General features: G+C 67.1%; 20 protein-coding genes. 6 read left to right on the top strand and 14 right to left on the bottom strand.

Annotated features, from left to right (window positions below):
• Positions 1 to 132 precede the first annotated feature (132 nt).
• From BKN51_RS40055 to BKN51_RS40040, 4 genes are read right to left on the bottom strand one after another with little or no spacing between them, the layout of a single operon-like run.
• Complete coding sequence (locus BKN51_RS40055) at positions 133 to 762, bottom strand: MarC family protein (RefSeq protein WP_101612508.1); 630 nt, start codon at positions 760 to 762, stop codon at positions 133 to 135.
• Positions 759 to 1,622 carry a PHP domain-containing protein gene (locus BKN51_RS40050; RefSeq protein WP_101612507.1) on the bottom strand — a complete coding sequence of 288 codons (864 nt, stop codon included), beginning with the start codon at positions 1,620 to 1,622 and terminating at the stop codon, positions 759 to 761. Before BKN51_RS40050 ends, BKN51_RS40055 begins: the two co-directional genes overlap by 4 nt.
• Positions 1,623 to 1,673: 51 nt before the next feature.
• Entirely contained in the window at positions 1,674 to 2,234 is a 561-nt protein-coding gene (locus BKN51_RS40045; RefSeq protein WP_101612506.1) for a PH domain-containing protein, read from the bottom strand.
• 23 nt (positions 2,235 to 2,257) lie between these two features.
• Positions 2,258 to 2,419 carry a hypothetical protein gene (locus BKN51_RS40040; RefSeq protein ID WP_005167589.1) on the bottom strand — a complete coding sequence of 54 codons (162 nt, stop codon included), beginning with the start codon at positions 2,417 to 2,419 and terminating at the stop codon, positions 2,258 to 2,260.
• A gap of 186 nt (positions 2,420 to 2,605) precedes the next feature.
• On the opposite strand from BKN51_RS40040, the gene BKN51_RS40035 reads away from it, so the two are divergent.
• A complete protein-coding gene (locus BKN51_RS40035) occupies positions 2,606 to 3,034 on the top strand; it encodes an NUDIX hydrolase (protein WP_101612505.1) in 429 nt (142 codons plus the stop codon).
• Positions 3,035 to 3,138: 104 nt separating this feature from the next.
• Here BKN51_RS40035 and BKN51_RS40030 read toward each other — a convergent pair whose 3' ends face one another.
• Together BKN51_RS40030 and BKN51_RS40025 are read right to left on the bottom strand one after the other, a co-directional pair.
• Positions 3,139 to 4,242, bottom strand: coding sequence for a DUF2332 domain-containing protein (locus tag BKN51_RS40030; protein WP_168214501.1), 1,104 nt, complete (start codon positions 4,240 to 4,242; stop codon positions 3,139 to 3,141).
• Between the two features lie 32 nt (positions 4,243 to 4,274).
• Positions 4,275 to 4,778 (bottom strand): MaoC family dehydratase, encoded by a 504-nt coding sequence (locus tag BKN51_RS40025; RefSeq protein WP_076163453.1) that lies wholly within the window; start codon positions 4,776 to 4,778, stop codon positions 4,275 to 4,277.
• Between the two features lie 326 nt (positions 4,779 to 5,104).
• Here BKN51_RS40025 and corA point away from each other — a divergent pair, with 326 nt between their 5' ends.
• The 3 genes from corA (at position 5,105) to BKN51_RS40010 (ending at position 7,854) form a co-directional block, all read left to right on the top strand.
• On the top strand, positions 5,105 to 6,193 hold the full coding sequence (corA, locus tag BKN51_RS40020) for a magnesium/cobalt transporter CorA (RefSeq protein WP_101612504.1): 1,089 nt from the start codon (positions 5,105 to 5,107) through the stop codon (positions 6,191 to 6,193).
• A 177-nt stretch (positions 6,194 to 6,370) separates the two neighbouring features.
• Positions 6,371 to 7,018, top strand: a complete 648-nt coding sequence (locus BKN51_RS40015) for a metallophosphoesterase family protein (RefSeq protein ID WP_101612503.1) — start codon at positions 6,371 to 6,373, stop codon at positions 7,016 to 7,018.
• Positions 7,015 to 7,854, top strand: a complete 840-nt coding sequence (locus tag BKN51_RS40010; protein WP_101612502.1) for a ParB N-terminal domain-containing protein — start codon at positions 7,015 to 7,017, stop codon at positions 7,852 to 7,854. The genes BKN51_RS40015 and BKN51_RS40010 overlap by 4 nt, the downstream gene beginning before the upstream one ends.
• Before the next feature lie 93 nt (positions 7,855 to 7,947).
• Here BKN51_RS40010 and BKN51_RS40005 read toward each other — a convergent pair whose 3' ends face one another.
• On the bottom strand, positions 7,948 to 9,462 hold the full coding sequence (locus tag BKN51_RS40005; protein ID WP_101612501.1) for an MFS transporter: 1,515 nt from the start codon (positions 9,460 to 9,462) through the stop codon (positions 7,948 to 7,950).
• 121 nt (positions 9,463 to 9,583) lie between these two features.
• Between BKN51_RS40005 and BKN51_RS40000 the strand changes: the two genes are divergently transcribed.
• Positions 9,584 to 10,261, top strand: a complete 678-nt coding sequence (locus BKN51_RS40000) for a TetR/AcrR family transcriptional regulator (protein ID WP_101612500.1) — start codon at positions 9,584 to 9,586, stop codon at positions 10,259 to 10,261.
• A 67-nt stretch (positions 10,262 to 10,328) separates the two neighbouring features.
• Here the strand turns inward: BKN51_RS40000 and BKN51_RS39995 are convergent, their stop codons facing one another.
• Positions 10,329 to 11,255 (bottom strand): hypothetical protein, encoded by a 927-nt coding sequence (locus BKN51_RS39995; RefSeq protein WP_101612499.1) that lies wholly within the window; start codon positions 11,253 to 11,255, stop codon positions 10,329 to 10,331.
• A gap of 200 nt (positions 11,256 to 11,455) precedes the next feature.
• Here BKN51_RS39995 and BKN51_RS39990 point away from each other — a divergent pair, with 200 nt between their 5' ends.
• Entirely contained in the window at positions 11,456 to 11,656 is a 201-nt protein-coding gene (locus tag BKN51_RS39990; protein ID WP_101612498.1) for a PspC domain-containing protein, read from the top strand.
• 79 nt (positions 11,657 to 11,735) lie between these two features.
• Here BKN51_RS39990 and BKN51_RS39985 read toward each other — a convergent pair whose 3' ends face one another.
• From BKN51_RS39985 to BKN51_RS39960, 6 genes are all read right to left on the bottom strand, one after another.
• The gene (locus BKN51_RS39985; RefSeq protein WP_101612497.1) at positions 11,736 to 12,914 is read right to left on the bottom strand and encodes an ABC transporter ATP-binding protein; all 1,179 of its coding nucleotides are present in this window, start codon (positions 12,912 to 12,914) and stop codon (positions 11,736 to 11,738) included.
• Between the two features lie 3 nt (positions 12,915 to 12,917).
• A complete protein-coding gene (locus BKN51_RS39980) occupies positions 12,918 to 13,760 on the bottom strand; it encodes a carbohydrate ABC transporter permease (RefSeq protein WP_101612496.1) in 843 nt (280 codons plus the stop codon).
• Positions 13,760 to 14,710: a carbohydrate ABC transporter permease gene (locus tag BKN51_RS39975; RefSeq protein WP_101612495.1), complete on the bottom strand. Its 951-nt coding sequence runs from the start codon at positions 14,708 to 14,710 to the stop codon at positions 13,760 to 13,762. The genes BKN51_RS39980 and BKN51_RS39975 overlap by 1 nt, the downstream gene beginning before the upstream one ends.
• On the bottom strand, positions 14,707 to 16,029 hold the full coding sequence (locus BKN51_RS39970) for an ABC transporter substrate-binding protein (protein WP_101612494.1): 1,323 nt from the start codon (positions 16,027 to 16,029) through the stop codon (positions 14,707 to 14,709). Before BKN51_RS39970 ends, BKN51_RS39975 begins: the two co-directional genes overlap by 4 nt.
• A gap of 226 nt (positions 16,030 to 16,255) precedes the next feature.
• Positions 16,256 to 16,765, bottom strand: a complete 510-nt coding sequence (locus BKN51_RS39965) for a general stress protein (RefSeq protein WP_101612493.1) — start codon at positions 16,763 to 16,765, stop codon at positions 16,256 to 16,258.
• Positions 16,766 to 16,896: 131 nt separating this feature from the next.
• Positions 16,897 to 17,436, bottom strand: a complete 540-nt coding sequence (locus tag BKN51_RS39960; protein ID WP_101612492.1) for an OmpA family protein — start codon at positions 17,434 to 17,436, stop codon at positions 16,897 to 16,899.
• Positions 17,437 to 17,626 lie beyond the last annotated feature (190 nt).

Here is a 17,626-nt window from a genome sequence, read left to right as displayed (position 1 = left end):
CTACGCACCCCCACCGACACTTTTGCTGAAGGGGCCCATACCCGCATCCGACGCGGTGAAGGGAGCTTTCGCCTCATGGCATGAGGGGAAAGGCCCCTTCAGCCCCCGCCACGCCACGCCCCGCCCGCCCGGTCAGTTCCCGGCGATGAAGCCCTTCACCGAGTTCGCCACCAGCTCGACCGCGATGGCGGCCAGCAGCAGACCGGCGATCTTCGCCAGCAGCGTGATCCCGCTTTCCTTGATCAGCCGGATGACCACGCCCGAGTACCGCATGCACAGGTACAGCACGAAGTGCACCGTCACGATCGAAAGCGCGAGAGCCACGTACGCGCCGACGTGCCCATCGGCCTGCCGCACGAAGACGATGGTCGCGGCGATCGCGCCGGGACCGGCGAGCAGCGGCGTCCCGAGCGGCACGAGCGCGACGTTGACGTCGTCGCCCGCCGCCTCGGCCTCGCCGCCGGTCTTCCCGGTCAGCAACTGCAACGCGATGAGCAGCAGCAACAGCCCGCCCGCGCCCTGCAGCGCCGGGATCCCGATGCCGAGGTACGACAGGATCGCCTGCCCCGCGACGGCGAACAGGGAGATCACCAGCAGCGAGACGAGCACCGCCTGCCGCGCGGCCTTGGCGCGGAACGCCACCGGCTTGCGGCCGGTCAGGCTCAGGAACACCGGCACCGTGCCGGGCGGGTCCATGATGACGATCAGCGTGATCGTCGCGCTCATGAACAGGCGCGCGTCGAAGAAGTCCGTGATCGTCACCGGGTCACGACCTGGTAGCCGGTCGACCGCGCGACGAGTTCTTCGAGCGCGAGCGGGTCGGTGGTCTCGTCTCCGAGATCGATGGTCTTGTTCGTGCCGTGGTAGTCGCTCGACCCGGTGCGCACGAGCCCCAGCTCCCCCGCGAGCCCGTGCAGCCGGACGCGGGTCTCCTCGTCGTGGTTCGGGTGGTCGACCTCGACGCCGGTGAGCCCGTGAGCGGCCAGCCCGGCGAGCACGTCGACGGTGATGGTCGCGCCGCGCGTGTAGGCGAAGGGATGCGCGATGACGGTGACCCCGCCCGCGTCCGCGATCATGTCGATCGCGTCCTCCACGAGCGTGTCCTGCCGCGCCACGAAGTACCCGCTGCCGTTGCCGAGGTAGCTCCCGAAGGCCTCGTTCACCGACGAGACGACGCCTGCGCGCACCAAGGCCTGCGCGAGATGCGGCCGTCCGGCCGAACCGTCTTCGGGCAGCAGCGACATGATCTCGTCGGGATCGACCGGCAGGCCGTCGGCGGCCATCCGCTCGGCCATCACGCGCAGCCGCCACCGCCGCTCCGACCTCAGCCGGGTCTGCTCGGCGACGAGCGCCGGCGACTCCGGGTCGAAGAGGTAGGCGAGCAGGTGGACGCTGACGTGCCGCCCGGTCACCGGATCGACGGAGATCGTGGACAACTCGGCGCCGGGCACCAGGGACAGCCCCGGCGGGAGTGCCTCGGCGGCCGGGGCCCAGCCGGCCGTGGTGTCGTGATCGGTGATCGCGACTACGTCGAGGCCCGCTTTCGCGGCGGCGGCGACCAGCCCGGCAGGGCTGTCGGTACCGTCGGAGGCGGTGGAGTGGGCGTGCAGGTCGATGCGCATCAGGGATGAGTATCGAGGATGCGCCAGGTCACAGCGACCCCGGGACCTGCGCTAACCGACCTTCTTCTTGCCGCGCGCCGCACGCTGCGCCTTGATCATCGAAAAGCGCTCGGCCTGCTTCTGCTTGTCGCCGAACACGAGCTCGGAGATCGTGTCGTAGAACTCTTCCGGCTTGGGCAGGTAGTCGATCCGGTTCAGCGCCTGGATCTGACCGGCCGACTCGACCACCATCGTCCCGTAGCCGAAGATCCGGCCGGTCGCCGAACGCTCGTACGTGAGGTCGGTGACCTTGGTGATCGGCATCATCAGCACCTTGGTGGTGTAGACGCCGGTGGTCATGACGAAGCGCTTGTCCGTGACGACCAGCCTCTCGACCCACCACTCCATCACCACGTACGCGAAGCGCAGGATGACGAGCAACGCGGCGTACCAGAGGATGTTCTGGATCACCCACGCGGCAGGCGGCAGCAGGTAGGACACCAGGACGCAGATGGCCAGCAAGGCCACCGCCTCGAAGGTGTCCCACAGCAGCACCGCCCAGTGACGGCGAATCCTGATGACCCGTCGCTCGGTGTCGAGGAGATACTCGTCTGGATCGCGTGGGGCGAACATACCGATAGAGTATCCGCCGTCCGCTAGCTGAAGACGTTGCTGACGAAAGTGATCACCGATTCAGCCGAGTCACGCAGGAACCCGATGATGTTTCCCACGAGGCCCGCGGCCTGACCTGGCTGCGCGATCACGAAGAACAGCACCAACGCGATTCCTGCGAAAGTGAGTAGCTTTTTCGCGTTCACAGCGATCAATCCTGTCTCTTACGGTGACTGACTGCGGATACTGGCTATTCATTTTGTACCGCACCTTCCACCGGCGCGGGAGGGAAGTCCCGCGCTTGGGTCAGTCGGCGAGGGGAAGTGTACCGTACGGCTACTCTCCGTGTACAGGACAGCCATTGTCAGGAAGCCCGTGTCTACCATTCGGGAATGAACACCGTTTCGAACAGCACCGTCCGCTGTGTCGGCGGCATCGCCCATGACGAACTCGGGCGGATTCTGCTGATCCGGCGCGCGAATGAACCCGGACGTGGACTGTGGTCGGTACCCGGCGGACGTGTTGAACCCGGCGAAACGGACGAAGCGGCCGTCATACGCGAGATGCGCGAAGAGACCGGACTGGACGTGATGCCGGGCACATACGTCGGCAACGCCCGCCGCGGCCCGTTCGACATCCACGACTACGCCTGCTCGATCACCGGCGGCACTCTCCGTGCCGGGGACGACGCCGGCGACGCCCGGTGGATCGACGCCGAAACCTTGATCGAACTCGACAAAGGCGGCCGATTGGCCGAACTCCTGTTCGTCACTCTCCGCGACTGGGGTGTCCTGCCCACCGCGAATGCCTCACCCGCGTGACAAGTGCCGTGTCCGATTCGGCGAATGACCCGTGAACAAAGCAGTCACATGAGGTGAAAAATGTCCTTGTCGATGCTTTATCGACATGCAGCCGGGCAGAAGAGTTAAACCGGGAGCCAGGTCATCCGTTGTCCGTGCGGCGCGGTCCTGGCCAGCGCGCGGACGTCCGGAACACCGCCTTCCCAGCGGACGAGCCCGAGTACGGCCAGGCCCGCGGGTTCCGCCAGATCGGCCCGGCCGGGCACCAAGGGCTCCAGCGTGGCGGTGTAGAACCCCTCGCTGACCCACCACAGCGGCCGATCCCCGGCGAGGTTCTTCAGCGCCTCCAGGAAGTCCGCCCGCCGCTCCCCCAGGTACGCCAGCACGTGACTGGTCAGCACGACGAGCGGGACGTCGGCGGGCAGCGTGGCGGCCGCCGAGGCGAGGTCGTCGACGGCGTCACCGGTGATCAGGTCCGGTCGCTGCTTGCCCTGCGCGGCCGCGGCCGTGCGCAGGAGCCGGATCCGGTCCGGCTGGTCGGCCCAGACGCAGGCTTCGAGCCAGGCCAGTTCGTCCTCGTCGGTCAGGTCCACCGGGGCGCGGTCGAGGCCGGCGCGGGCGGTGACCGTCAGCTTCTTCGGCACCTTCGGCGTGACGGCGCCGGGTGCGAGGTCCAGCGCGCAGTGCAGGCCGACGGCGGCCTTCGCGGGCCCGGCGGTGAGCTGTTCGCCGCCGGCGCACTGGTAGCGGTAGGCGTACTTGTCCAGGCCGAGGAGCAGGCCCGCGCTGCAGCCGACCTCGAGCAGCGCGATCTTGCCGCCCGCCTCCTTCGCCGCCGTCGTCACCGCGGGGTAGAGCAGCGCGGCCCGGCGGACCTCGTTGGTCTGCGTGTACCGCGAGGAGATGATCGAGCGCGCCTTGTCCGCCCGCTCCAGCAGGAACGAGCGGAACAGCGGCCACGTCTCCGAGTCCACGCCGTCGAAACCGCCGACGGACGGGTAGTACCGCGAGAGCGGGTGGATCGGGTCGGCCTGGATGAGCCGGTGCGCGGTCGCCAGGAGCAGCGTGCCGCGCGCTTCACCGCCGCGGGCGTCGATCAGCAGCCCGGCGACGTCGTCGTCCTCGGACGCCTTCGACGCCAGGTGCTCGTACAGCGGCGAAACACCGGCCGCCTCGACCGTCGCGAACTTCCGCAAGCGGCTCTTGATCTCATCCAGCCCGATGGGCATCGACGCGCTCCCTCTCCGGTTCCTGACAGCCGTTATTCGTGCGGCACGGGACGGCCGGGCTGCTCGCCGCCCCTGGCGTCACCGTAGGACCGCTTCGGCACCATCACCTTGCGACGGAACACACACACGATCGTGCCGTCCTGCTTGTAACCGCGGGTCTCGACGTAGACGACACCGCGATCGTCCTTCGACTTCGACGGCGTCTTGTCCAGGACCTCGGTCTCGCCGTAGATGGTGTCACCGTGGAAGGTCGGCTTCACGTGTTTCAGCGACTCGACCTCGAGGTTCGCGATCGCCTTGCCGGACACGTCCGGCACCGACATCCCCAGCAACAGCGAGTAGACGTAGTTGCCGACCACGACGTTCTTGCCGAAGTCGGTGGTCTCCCCGGCGTAGTGCGCGTCGAGGTGCAGCGGATGGTGATTCATGGTGATGAGGCAGAACAGGTGGTCGTCGTACTCGGTGACCGTTTTGCCCGGCCAGTGCTTGTAGACCGCGCCGACCTCGAACTCTTCGTAATAACGACCGAACTGCACCCATTCCTCCTGCACGAAGTAACGCGGCGTGAACCTGGAACGACAGGCTTTCGTGTTGAGGAGTACCCTCGACCATTGGTGTCGGGTCGTCAACGCGACCCACACCACTGCGTAACCGTCCGCCGAGCCGAAGGAGGTGAGGAACCCGATGTCCAGTGGCGATAGTCCGCTTCCTAGTAGTCGCAGCGTTTCCGCCTTCACGTCTCGCCGGATCCCCACCTGGCAGGGCTGACGAAACCGGGAACGCTGGCCTCGCCGAGCGGCCCCCCGACCGCTTGGCCCGTCGTCTTCGCGCATCAACGCACGACGTCTGCCCAGGAGATCCCATGCCTGCCATTCCCTCGCTCGGCGGCCTTCGCGGCCGGAGCAACGGCCGAGCCAAAGGCGCCCCCGAGCGCCCGCTGCCCGTCCCCCTTTCGGCGTACGTCGTCGACTGCGCGGTGTACGTGGAGGGCAAGCGCCTGCCCGGCCGCTGGTCGCACTCCGAGGCCATCAAAGAGGTCCGCAAACGGCACGCCGGCTTCGTCTGGATCGGCCTGCACGAGCCCGACGCGGTCCAGATCCAGGGCATCGCGGAGACCTTCGGCCTGCACGAACTGGCCGTCGAGGACGCGCTCGAGGCGCACCAGCGGCCCAAGCTCGAACGCTACGACGACACGCTGTTCATGGTGTTGAAGACGGTCCGCTACGTCGAGCACGAGTCGCCCGCGACGGCGAACGAGATCGTCGAGACCGGCGAGCTGATGGCGTTCCTCGGCCGCGATTTCGTGATCACCGTGCGGCACGGGAACCACTCGGGCCTGGCCAGGCTGCGCCGCGAACTCGATCAGGACCCGGAGCGGCTCGACCTCGGGCCGTCCGCGGTCCTGCACGCGATCGCGGACCACGTCGTCGACCACTACCTCGACGTCACCACCGCGATCGAGTCGGACATCGACGAGATGGAGACGCACGTCTTCGCGCCGCGCTCCAAGGTGAGCGCCGAGCAGATCTACTTCATGAAGCGCGAGGTGCTGGAACTGCGCCGCGCGGTCATGCCCCTCGGGACCCCGCTGCAGCGCCTGGCCGAGGGCTACACGCGGCTGATCCCGGACGAGGTCCGCTCCTACTTCCGCGACGTCTCCGACCACCTCACCACGGTCGCGGAGCGGGTCGCGAACTTCGACGAGCTGCTGACCACCCTGGTCGACGCGACACTGGCGAAGATCACGCTCCAGCAGAACACCGACATGCGCAAGATCACCGCGTGGGCGGCGATCATCGCGGTCCCGACGGCGCTGGCCGGTATCTACGGGATGAACTTCGACTACATGCCGGAACTGCACTGGCGCTTCGGCTACCCGCTGGCGATGACGGTCATCTTCGGCGTCTGCATCCTGCTCTACCGAATATTCCGGAAGAACCGCTGGCTCTGACCGCTCTTCCCTTTCGGTAGTTCTGGAGTTCCCTCATGCCAAGGATCCTGACCAACCTCAAGTTCTGGGCCCTCGCCTTCTGCGTCGTCTGGCTGGGCATCGTGATCGCGATCATCGCCAAGGACCCCGCCTTCGCGCACGGCCCCAAGTAGCGCCTCCGGCATTACGCTGGAGCGCATGAAGGCGCTGGTCGTCGCGGACGAGGTCGAGGAGCGATTGTGGACGTCCGCTGTCCACCATCACCGGGCCGACCTCGTAATCGGTGCCGGCGACCTGCCGTACGACTACCTCGAGTTCCTGGCGGGCGCGCTCGACGTGCCGTGCGTCTTCGTCCCGGGCAACCACGATCCCGACCTGTCCGGCTACACCCGCTACGGCGGGCTGTCCATGAAGGACGGCTTTCCCGCGGTGTGGCCGGGCCCGGCGGGCGGGGTGAACGCGGACGGCCGGATCGTCGACATCGGCGGGCTCCGGTTCGCCGGACTCGGCGGCTCGGTCCGCTACAACGACGGCCCGAACCAGTGGACGCAACGCCAGCAGGCGCGGCGGGCCCGTCGGCTGGTGCGCCGGGCGCGGTTCCGCCGCTGGCGGGACGGGCGGGACGTCGACGTCCTGCTCACCCACGCGCCGCCGCGGCACTGCGGCGACCGCGAGGACCCGCCGCACCGCGGTTTCGACTGTCTCCATCGCACGATCGAGTTGTTGCGGCCGAAATGGTTGCTGCACGGGCACATCCACCCGCACGGTGAACCCGTGCCGGACCGGGTGGTCGGCGGGACCACGGTACGGAACGTGGTCGGGCACCGGATCATGGAGTTCCTATGAAGGACACCGGATTTCCCAGGGCTGACGCGGAACACGACTTCCTCCGCGCGCGACGGCGTCAGGTGCTGTCCCGGCTGGCGAACTGGCTGCGCGGCGAGCCCGACGACGTCAACATCATGCTGCCGTTCCACGAAGTCGTCGACGCGCTCGGCTATCTCGGCGAGCGGAGGATCGGGGCACGGGTGATCCGGCTCGACTCGATCGTCGGCAGCGTCGACCGCGGCCGCGACTTCGACCGCCGCTTCCGCCCGACCTCCGGCCGTGTCCGCGAACGCTGGGAACGGCTGGCTCTCGCGACCAGGCGCGGCGAGTCGATTCCGCCGATCGAGGTGTACCGCGTCGGGGAACTGCATTTCATCATCGACGGGCACCACCGCGTTTCGGTGGCGCACGCGATGGGACTGTCCACAATAGAGGCGATGGTCACCGAGGTGCGGACCAAACTGGACCCGAGCGGGATCCGGTACCGCGGCGACCTGATCGTCAAGGACTACCGGCGGCTGTTCCTGGAGCGCGTCCCGCTTTCCGGGCAGTCGCGGGCTTCGGTGGTGTTCACGGATCCGTGGGACTACGCGCGGCTCGGTGAGCACGTGGAGGCGTGGGGTTTCCGGTTGATGCAGGACGAAGGCCGCTACTCCGACCGCGCGACGCTGGCGCAACGGTGGTTCGACGAGGAATTCGTCCCGGTGGTGGCGATGCTGCGGCAAGCGGATCTGATCGGCTCGCGCACGGACGCCGAGGCTTATCTGTGGGTCGCTTGCGAACGGTACCGGCTGATCCGGACGCACCGGTGGGACGACGAGGTCTTCGAAGCGGTGCGGTCGCAGTCCCGCTGACGCGCTCCGCGCGTGCAATGAAGGGGACTTTCATTGCAAATTTTGCGATGAAAGTCCCCTTCATTGCATCTCGCCCCCCACGCGCACGGGGACCTACATGTGCACAGCGACCGGAGCGTCCGAGGCGGTCACCTTCGCCGGAGCGCCGGATCGCAGCAGCAGCCCGCAGATCACCGCACCGATCACGAAGATCCACCCGCCCCAAACGAAAGCGGTCGTGTAACTGTGCACGGCCGCTTCGGCCGCGAGTTGCGGCGTAGGCGTCTTGCCGACCAAGAAGGACGTCGCCGCGTTACCGGCCAGCGTGCTCAGCAGCGCGGTCCCGATCGAGCCGCCGACCTGCTGCGCGGTGTTGACCGCCGCGGACGCGACACCGGCGTCGTGCGTGTCGACCCCGAAGGTCGCGACGCTCATCGCAGGCGCCATGGCGAGGCCGATGCCGACGCCCATGATCATCAGCGGGAAGAGCACGCCGCTGGCGTAGGTGCTGGTGGTGTCGATGGCCGAGAGCCAGAACAGTCCGGCCCCGGCGGTCAGCATTCCCAGTGACACCAACGGTTTCGCGCCGAACTTCGGCAGCAGCACGGCTGTCGCCGACGTCGCGCTGGCCATCAGGGTGGCCACCATAGGCAGGAACGCGACCCCGCTCTGCACCGGCGTGAACCCGAGGTTCAGCTGGATGTAGAAGGTGAGGAACAGGAAGATCGAGAACATCCCGATGGCGAGCAGGAACATCGCGAGGTACGAGCCGCCGCGGTCGCGGTCGAGCAGCACGCGCAGCGGCAGGAGCGGGTGTTCGGCCCGCTGCTGGATCACCACGAAAGCGGCCAGCAGCACGACACCGGCGGCGAGGAAACCCCAGACCGAGATCGAGGACCACGAGTCGCGCTCGGCGTTCGCGAAGCCGTAGACCAGGGCGAAAAGCCCTGCTGAGGCGGTGATGGTGCCCGGGATGTCGAGCTTCGGGCGCGGGCCTTCGGTCTCGGAGTTCTTCAGCAGCACGAACGAACCGGCGAACGCGACCACCGCGAAGACGATGTTGACGTACATCGACCAGCGCCAGTCGAGGTACTCGGTCAGCACGCCGCCGAGCAGCAGGCCGATCGCCGCGCCGCCACCACCGATCGCGCCGAAGACACCGAAGGCCTTACCGCGTTCCTTCGGGTCGGTGAAGGTCGTGGTCAGCAGCGAAAGGGCCGCCGGAGCGAGAAGGGCGCCGAAGACACCCTGTGCGGCGCGGGCGACGAGCAGCATTTCGATGCTGCCGGCGGCGCCGCCGATCGCCGAAACGATGGCGAAGCCGGCGAGCCCGACCAGGAAAGCGCGTTTGCGGCCGAAGAGGTCGGCGAGCCGGCCACCCAGCAAGAGCAGGCTGCCGAACGCGAGCGCGTACGCGGTGACGACCCACTGGCGGGCGTCGTTCGAGAAGTTGAGGTCCTGCTGCGCCGACGGGAGCGCGATGTTCACGACGGTGGCGTCGAGCACCACCATCAGCTGGGCGAGACCGATCATCACCAGGATGAGCCATCTCCTGGCGTGGTGCGGGTTGGTGTGCTGCGTGGCGCCGGCCCCCGGCGGCGTGACGACAGCGGTGGATGACTCAGGCATACGGGCGGTTTCCTCACCGATAGTGACGGAGAAGCTATGTGGAGTAGGTATCTCCCCTTTCGTCGCCAAGGTACCCGAAAAGCGGAGAAGCGTCCTCTACTTCGTTTGTTAAGCTGGACAGATGGCACGGGACCTCGCTCCCGCCGCACCGGCGCGGCCGCTGCGGCGCGACGCTGAACTCAATCGGCAGCGCATCATCGCGGCGGCACGCGATGTCTTCGGCGAGCGCGGGCTCGAAGCGACGCTCGATGACGTCGCGCATCACGCGGGAGTCGGCGTCGGCACCGTCTATCGCCGCTTCCCGAGTAAGGAACACCTGGTCGAGGCCATGTTCGTCGACCAGTTCGAGACGATCCGCCAGTTCGCCGAAGAGGCGCTTCGGGCCGAAGATCCCTGGAAGGGCTTCACCGACTTCACCTGGCGCGCGGCCGAACTGCACGCCGGTGACCGCGGGTTACGCGAAGTCATGCTGTCGAACGTCTTCGGCCAGGAGCGCGTCGCCGAGGCGAAAGCACGCATGGTGCCGTTGATCACACAGCTCGTCGAGCGGGCTCAGACGGCGGGTGTCCTCCGCGCCGACATCGTGCCGACGGACATGCCGCTGCTGCACCAGATGGTCGGTTCGGTCATCGAGTTCACGCACGGTATCCAGCCGGACCTGTGGCGCCGCTGCCTCGCGCTGCTCCTGGACGGCCTGCGCGCCGAACCCGGCCGCGCCACCCCGCTGCCGCATCCGCCGCTGGACTTCGAGGCGCTGGACGAAGTGATGTGCTCCTTCAGGCTGCCGAAGCTGCGTTGACCCGCGTTTAGTCCTCTAGTCGCGGTAGTTGCGCGTGCAAGGACCGCAACTAGAGGACGAAACGCGGTCAGGGGAGCTTCGGGAACATCACGACCGCGGCTTCCCGCGCCGCGGCGCACGTGGCGTCCCCCTCCGCCCCGTCGACGCCGACCACCGAGAGCATCGCCTGCTCGACCCGCTCCGGGGTCCCCGGGATCGGCCGGTGCGTGGTCACCTGGCAGAACGCGCCCGACGTGACGACCTGGGCCTGCCGTCCGCCCAGCGCCTCCGTCGCGCCCGGCGTGGTGTCCGCCCCCACCGACAGCGAGAAGCTGACCTTGCCGCGGATGCAGCTGTGCCCGGACAGCGCCGGGGCGGGTTTGGTCTCCGGTCCCGCGACGGCGTCGAGTTCGTGCTGGTCGAGCGTCGCGCAGGGGGCGACGCGGCCCCACGAGCGCTGGTCGAGGTTCAGCCGTCCGACCTTCCGCGCGGTGATCGCTCCCGACGCGCTGCCGATCGTCGCGTCGGCGATCCGGCAGCGGTCGGCCTGGTTGGCCGGGGCGGTGTTGTCGGAGGTGACGGCGACGGACAGCCGGATCCCGTCGGCGAAGGTCAGCAGCCGCGTACAGGTGGTGTCCTCGTTGAACGTCGACTGCTGGACGCTGACGCCTTCCGGCAACAGGCCGGCGTAGTCGTAGGGCTGGTTGTTCGGATCCTGCCCGGAAGTGATCGGGCCGGTGGTCACGGTGTAGCGGTTGGCGCCCTCGACGAATTCGAGACGGCAGAACTCGAAGGAGGTCAGCGGTGGTTTGACGGCGTTTCCGCCACCGATCACCTTTTTCTGGTCGACCAGGCTGCAGTAATCGAGGGACGAGTAGTCCCCGAGCGCCTCGGCGGCGGTCAGGGCCTCGTCGCGGGCCGTGGTCGGTGACGGCGTCACCGCCGGTTCCGGCGCGGCACAGGCCGCGGCGAGGAACAGGCCACCGAGAACTGCGATCAGACTCTTCGGGCGCACCGGAGCAGTATCGTCAAAACAGCCCGGAACACCACCCCTTACGGGCGAAGAACACAGGGTCAGCCAGGTTTTCGCAGGTGGTCACCTCACGGCGATTTCACGCCCTTAGGGGTCTGTTTCGTTCCGCGGTGGGATGCGGGAGCGGCGTCGCGCGACGAAAATGGGTTTCACACACCGCGACGACCGAGAGGGACGAACCCGTGAGCAACTCCGTAGCCACCCGCCTGACCCGCCCGCGCCAGGGCCGCATGATCGGCGGCGTCTGCGCCGGTCTCGCCAAACGGTTCGGCACCACGCCGGGCAAGGTCCGCCTGCTCGCCGTGCTCTCCTGCCTGCTGCCGGGCCCGCAGTTCATCGTCTACCTCGTGATGTGGCTCGCCCTGCCCGAGAGCGAGTACTGAGCCCCGGGCAGGACGAGCCTTGGTCAAGCCCCGGGAGCGCAGCTCCTCCGTTGAGGGCGGCGGCGGGGGCATGGATGGACTAGGCGGTGTAGGTCAGGTTCTTGCCGCTGGCCCCGTCGAACAGCTTGATCTTGTCGGCGTCGAACCAGAGTTCCACGTCTCTGTTCTCCGCGGCCGAGGACGCCGCGGACAGCCGGGCCACGATCTGCGACTCGGAGCCGGGAACGTCCGAGGATCCGCTGTCGGCGGCCAGATCCGCGAGGTCGGACGACGACGCGGCCTCACCCTCGACCGAGAAGTGCGCGAACTTCTCGGAACCCATCGACTCGAGGACGTCCACGTGGGCGGTGAACGTCGCGCCCTGACGGGCGGACGCGTCCACCAGTGCGGCGTCCTCGAAGTGCTCCGGCCTGATGCCGACGATGACCTCACGCGGCGCGTCGGCGGCCTCGACGAGCTGCCGCACCCGGTCGGTGAGCGGGATGTCGCCCAGCGCACTGCGGGCGGTGCCGTTCTCCAGCGTCGCGGGCACGAAGTTCATCGACGGGCTGCCGATGAACCCGGCCACGAACAGGTTCGCCGGGTTGTCGTAGAGGAACTGCGGCGACCCGATCTGCTGCACGTAGCCCGCCCGGAGCACGACGACCCGGTCGCCGAGGGTCATCGCCTCGGTCTGGTCGTGCGTGACGTACAGCGTCGTCGTGCCCAGCTGCTTCTGGATCTTCGACACCGAGGTCCGCATCTGGCCGCGGAGCTTCGCGTCCAGGTTGGACAGTGGCTCGTCCATCAGGAACGCCTTGGGGTTGCGGACGATCGCACGCCCCATCGCGACCCGCTGGCGCTGCCCGCCGGAGAGGTTCGCCGGTTTGCGGTCGAGGTGCCCTGTCAGGTCGAGGATCTTCGCCGCCTCTTCGACCTTCGCGCGCACGGTCTTGTCGTCGACCTTGGCCAGCCGCAACGGGAACGCCATGTTCTCCCGCACGCTCATGTGCGGATACAGGGCGTAGGACTGGAACACCATCGCGATGTCACGGTCCTTCGGCGCCTTTTCGTTGACGCGCTTGCCGTCGATGCGCAGTTCGCCGGAGGAGATGTCCTCCAGGCCGGCGACCATGTTAAGCGTCGTGGACTTGCCGCAGCCGGACGGGCCGACCAGGATGATGAACTCGCCGTCGGCGATGGTCATGTCCACTTCGGACACTGCGAGGGCGCCGTCGGGGTACTTCTTGGAGACTTTTTCGAGAACGATTTCAGCCATGGGTCAGCCCTTCACCGCACCGGACGTCAGCCCCGCCACGATGCGACGCTGGAAGAACAACACGAACAGGATGATCGGGACGGTGATCACCACGGCGGCCGCGGAGATCGTCCCGGTGGGGTCTTCGAACTGCGAGGACCCGGTGAAGAACGACAGCGCCGCCGGGACCGTCCGCGAGGACTCGGTCGAGGTCAGCGAGATCGCGAACAGGAAGTCGTTCCAGCAGAAGATGAACACCAGGATCGCGGTGGTGAACACCCCCGGTGCCGCCAGGGGCGCGATCACCTTCCGGAACGCCTGCGCCGGGGTCGCGCCGTCCATCTTCGCCGCTTTTTCCAGCTCCCACGGGATTTCGCGGAAGAACGCGGAAAGCGTGTAGATCGACAGCGGCAGCGCGAACGTGATGTAGGGCAGGATCAGCCCCGGCCAGGTGTCGAACAACCCCAGCTCACGTTCGATGTTGAACAGCGGCGTCACCAGCGACACCTGCGGGAACATCGCGATCAGCAGCGACATCCCGACCAGCAACTGCTTGCCGGGGAAGTCGAGCCGCGCGATCGCGTACGCCGCCATCGTGCCGAGGACGACCGCGATCACCGTCGCGATGATCGCGATCCCGATCGAGTTCACCAGTGCCCGGATGAACTCCGTGGTCTCGAAGATGTCCGCGTAGTTCTGCCAGGTCCATTCCTTCGGGATGAAGGACCCGTCGTCCAGGGTTTCCTTGGTCTTGAACGAAAGGGACACCACCCACAGCACCGGGAACAGCGCGAACACCAGGACGAGGAGATCCACCACGCCCCACTTGAGTTTGCGGCCGGGAGTGACCGCTCCACCCATCACCATCAGCGCTTACCCCCGTTGTCACTACCAGGTGCGGCCGTGCCGAACACCTTGATGAAGATGAACGCGATGATCGCCACCGTGATGAAGATCAGCACCGCCATCGTCGACCCGATCCCGAGGTTCAACCCCTTGACCAGGTTGTTGTAGGTCTGCATCGACACCGACGACGTGTCCTGCGCGCCGTTGGTGAGCACGAAGATGTTGTCGAAGATGCGGAACGCGTCCAGGGTGCGGAACAGCAGCGCCACCAGGATCGCGGGTTTCATCACCGGCAGCATCACCTTGGTGAACCGCTGCCACGCGGTCGCGCCGTCCATCGACGCGGCCTTGAGCAGGTCGTCCGGCACCAGCGCCAGCCCCGCCATCAGCAGCAGTGCCATGAACGGTGTCGTCTTCCAGACCTCGGCCAGCACGATGATCGCCAGCGAGGGCCAGTACTCGGTCAGCGGCGCGGTGTCGGGGAAGAACAGATTCGCCAGATAGCCCGTGTCCGGTGTCCAGGCGTAATACCAGGAGAACGCCGCGACCACCGTCACGATGCCGTACGGGATCAGGGCGACCGTCCGCACGAGGCCCCGTCCGACCAGCGTCCGGTGCATGATCAGCGCCAGGCCCATGCCCAGCACGAACTCGATCACCACCGAAACTATGGTCAACCCCATCGTCGTCCCGAACGCCGTCCACCAGTAACCGTTGGACAGCACCGCGATGTAGTTGTCGAACCCGACGAACTCCTGCTGCGCCGGGAACCGGAGGTCGTAGCGCTGCAGCGAAAGCCAGATCGAGTAGACGATCGGATACCCGGTGACGGCGATCATCACGAACGCCGCCGGGGCGCACAGCCAGAGACCGAGCCTGCGCTCGGCCTTCTTTCCTTCACTGAGAACGGGTTTCGCCTTCTTGCCCGGCTCGCTCTTGGTCGCCGAACCGGCGGCTTCCTGCACGGTCACGGGATCACTCCCTTCGACTGGAGCGCGTCGGCGAGCTGCTCTTTCAGCTTCTCCGCCGTCTTCTGCGGATCGATTTCAGAAGGCGGGGAAAGGATCTTCGACAGCACCGTCGAAGCGTTCTGGTACGCGGGCGTCAGCGGGCGCACCGCGGCGTCCTTGAGCGCGTCCAGGATCGTTTCCCGCATCGGGTACTTCGTGTCCATGCTCGGGTTGTCGTCGCTCACCCCGGCGGTCGCGTCGAGCGGGACCGTGTCGGTGTACAGCGATTCGAGCGTCGGCGGGACACCGTCCTTGAGCGCGGAGAACTTCTGGTTCTTCTCGTTGCGCAGGCACAGCGCGACCTCGTAGGCCTCGGCCTTGTGCTTCGAAGTCGAGCTGACCGCCAGGTTGTAGCCACCGATCGTGGTCTTGGCGGGCTTGCCCGCTTCGAGCTGCGGATAGGTGGTCCACTTGAAGTGCTGCAGTTCGTTCTTCTTCTCCTTGGCGTAGGAGGCGTAGACGAACGGCCAGTTCAGTTCGAAGGCGGCGTTGCCGCGCTGGAAGGACTGGCGGACCTCGTCCTCCTTCGAGTTGGTCAGCGACGGGTCGGTGATCCCGGCCGTGGTGACCTTCTTGAGCATCTCCAGCGCCTTGATCGCGCCCGCGTCCATCACGACCGATTTACCGTCGTCGGACAGGATCTTGCCGCCCGCCGACTCGACGAGCGTGTTGTAGATGACCACGAGGCCTTCGTACTGGGCGCCGGTGAACACCACGTTCGCCGGTTTGCCCTGTGCCTTGAGCGCCTGGGCCTGCTGGATCATCTCGTCCCAGGTCTTCGGCGGATTCGGGGTCAGCCTGTCGTCGTACCAGAGCAGCTGGACGTTGGTGTTCTTGGTCGCCGCGTAGAGTTTTCCGTTCCACGTGGCGGTTTCGAGCGGCCCCGGCAGCACACCGGCGGTCGCCTCGGCCTTCGCTTCGCCCGTCCACTCGTCGGCCCAGCCCGCCTCGGCGAACTCGGAGACCCACGTGACGTCCAACCCCAGTACGTCGAGTGAATCGTCGCCGGCGGCCAGCCGGCGGACCATCTGTTCCCGCTGGCCGTCGGCCGGGCGCGGGAGCTTGTTGTAGACGACCTCGTACCGCCCGTTCGAGGCCTTGGTGCATTCGTCCACAACGGACTGGAAGTTGTCTTCGGGCGCGTAGTAGACGTTGATCTTGAGTCCGGCATCCGACCCACAGCCCGCCAGCAGGCCGACCGTCAGCGCTGTCGCGCCGAGTAGCGAGCCGGTGCGGCCTGGTGAGCGGCCCCTCCGGCTCGCGCTCATCCTCTTCCCCATGAGGCCTCCTCACCCGCGCACGGCCGGGGATTCGGCGGCACTAGGACGCGTTGAAGAAGCCGCGCGCCAGCACCCCGACGTGCTAGTGCTCGGGCGGACCCCGCTGGAGTACGTGACCGCCCGACTGGTGTTGTGCAACCTATTCCGGGCGATCTACGCCCGCAAGCAGTATCGGTAACGATTCAGCGGATCGCACGACGAACAGGTGAACCAGTACCGCCGAATGTCACCGATGCGGTCGCAGCGCGAGCTGAGCGAGGAGCTCCCGGCCCTGTTCGGCCGAACGCGGCTGACAGAGAACGTCGTAGCGGTTGGCGACCAGTTGGCTCGCCGACGAGAAGTCGCGGCGGGACATGCTGTAGCTGATGGCCGCGAAGACCGTCCACGCCAGAATCCCGAGCAGGAGCCCGCCGATCACCGGCTGCCAGGCGAAACCCTGGTTGTTGAACATGCCCAGCAGCAGGCCGATGATCAGGCCGAACCACGCGCCCGAGACCGCGCCGGTGCCCAGCACCCGGCCCCAGCTCAGCCTGCCGAGAACACGCTCGACGAGCATCAGGTCGACACCGACGATCGTCACGTCGGTGACCCCGAATTCCTTCTCCGCGAGAAAATCGACGGCGTGCTGCGCTTCGCCGTACGTCGCGTAGGAGCCGATCGGCCAGCCTGAAGGCGGTGTCGGCAGCCTGGGCAACCCACCCGCGGCCCGGCCGCCTCCGCCAAAGGGAGCACTCACGTAATCACCTCTCGCCCGTCCTGGTCCATCTTCTCAAGGACGGGCGAAAGGCGCGAACCAGCCGACCGGGCGAAAGAAGGGCCCCTTCCGGACGGGTGTGGCATCTGGAAGGGGCCGGGCACGACACTGGCCTACTGGGCGGCCTTGATCTGGGCGGTCATGGCCTTGGCGTCATCACCGGAGACCCCTTCACTGCCGCCCGCCTCGGCCTTCACGCGGTCGGCCGCGAGCCCGCCCGCAGCGAGCTCCTTGCTGACCACGTCGGCGCGCTGCTGCGACAACTCCTTCGCCTTGGCCTCGTCCGGATAGCCGGCGTGCGTGTCCACTTGGATCTTCACCACCTGCACGGCTCCGGCGGCTTCGGCGACCTTCTTCAACGTCGCCTTCGTCTCGTCGGTCAGATCGGCGCTCTGCGGCGCGAACCGCACCGGCGAGGCGTTGAGAATCTCGTCGAGTTTGGTCTGGAGGCCCTGCACCGCAGCGGTGTCCGCTTGGCCGTCACCGTTCAGGGCACCTTCGCCCGGCGTGCCGTTCTGACCGGCCGCGGCGGAACTCGCGGCGGACGGCGACTGCGCGTTCCCGTTGTCCTTGTCATCGCCACCACACGCAGCGACCGTCAGCACCGCGCAGGCCGCGAGAACGATTCCACTGATCCTGGTCCGTCGGTTCACTAGCCCTCCTCTGTAAGCACTTCAGCCGGAACGTACGCCGGGTGAGACCTTCCCGAAAATCGGGAATTTCGGAGAGCGATCGGATAAGACTACGCGCGGTGGACCGAATCGACAGTGGCGAGATTTCAAACCCCTCGATCTGCCCGTTCCTCGGTCGTCGATGCCACTTTGAGTACACCATTCCCTCGAA

The sequence above is a fragment of the Amycolatopsis sp. BJA-103 genome (assembly GCF_002849735.1).
Classification (GTDB): Bacteria; Actinomycetota; Actinomycetes; order Mycobacteriales; family Pseudonocardiaceae; genus Amycolatopsis.
Note: the sequence above shows the minus strand (reverse complement) of the source record. Positions and strands in the feature narration are given on the sequence as shown.

What these genes read in the sequence shown, in the direction of transcription:
- BKN51_RS40045 (WP_101612506.1), bottom strand. Translation starts at nt 2,234, where the DNA reads ATGTTCGCCCCACGCGATCCAGACGAGTATCTCCTCGACACCGAGCGA.
- corA (WP_101612504.1), top strand. Translation starts at nt 5,105, where the DNA reads ATGCCTGCCATTCCCTCGCTCGGCGGCCTTCGCGGCCGGAGCAACGGC.
- BKN51_RS39970 (WP_101612494.1), bottom strand. Translation starts at nt 16,029, where the DNA reads ATGGGGAAGAGGATGAGCGCGAGCCGGAGGGGCCGCTCACCAGGCCGC.
- BKN51_RS40015 (WP_101612503.1), top strand. Translation starts at nt 6,371, where the DNA reads ATGAAGGCGCTGGTCGTCGCGGACGAGGTCGAGGAGCGATTGTGGACG.
- BKN51_RS40035 (WP_101612505.1), top strand. Translation starts at nt 2,606, where the DNA reads ATGAACACCGTTTCGAACAGCACCGTCCGCTGTGTCGGCGGCATCGCC.
- BKN51_RS40050 (WP_101612507.1), bottom strand. Translation starts at nt 1,622, where the DNA reads ATGCGCATCGACCTGCACGCCCACTCCACCGCCTCCGACGGTACCGAC.
- BKN51_RS40000 (WP_101612500.1), top strand. Translation starts at nt 9,584, where the DNA reads ATGGCACGGGACCTCGCTCCCGCCGCACCGGCGCGGCCGCTGCGGCGC.
- BKN51_RS40005 (WP_101612501.1), bottom strand. Translation starts at nt 9,462, where the DNA reads ATGCCTGAGTCATCCACCGCTGTCGTCACGCCGCCGGGGGCCGGCGCC.
- BKN51_RS40030 (WP_168214501.1), bottom strand. Translation starts at nt 4,242, where the DNA reads ATGCCCATCGGGCTGGATGAGATCAAGAGCCGCTTGCGGAAGTTCGCG.
- BKN51_RS39980 (WP_101612496.1), bottom strand. Translation starts at nt 13,760, where the DNA reads ATGGTGATGGGTGGAGCGGTCACTCCCGGCCGCAAACTCAAGTGGGGC.
- BKN51_RS39985 (WP_101612497.1), bottom strand. Translation starts at nt 12,914, where the DNA reads ATGGCTGAAATCGTTCTCGAAAAAGTCTCCAAGAAGTACCCCGACGGC.
- BKN51_RS40010 (WP_101612502.1), top strand. Translation starts at nt 7,015, where the DNA reads ATGAAGGACACCGGATTTCCCAGGGCTGACGCGGAACACGACTTCCTC.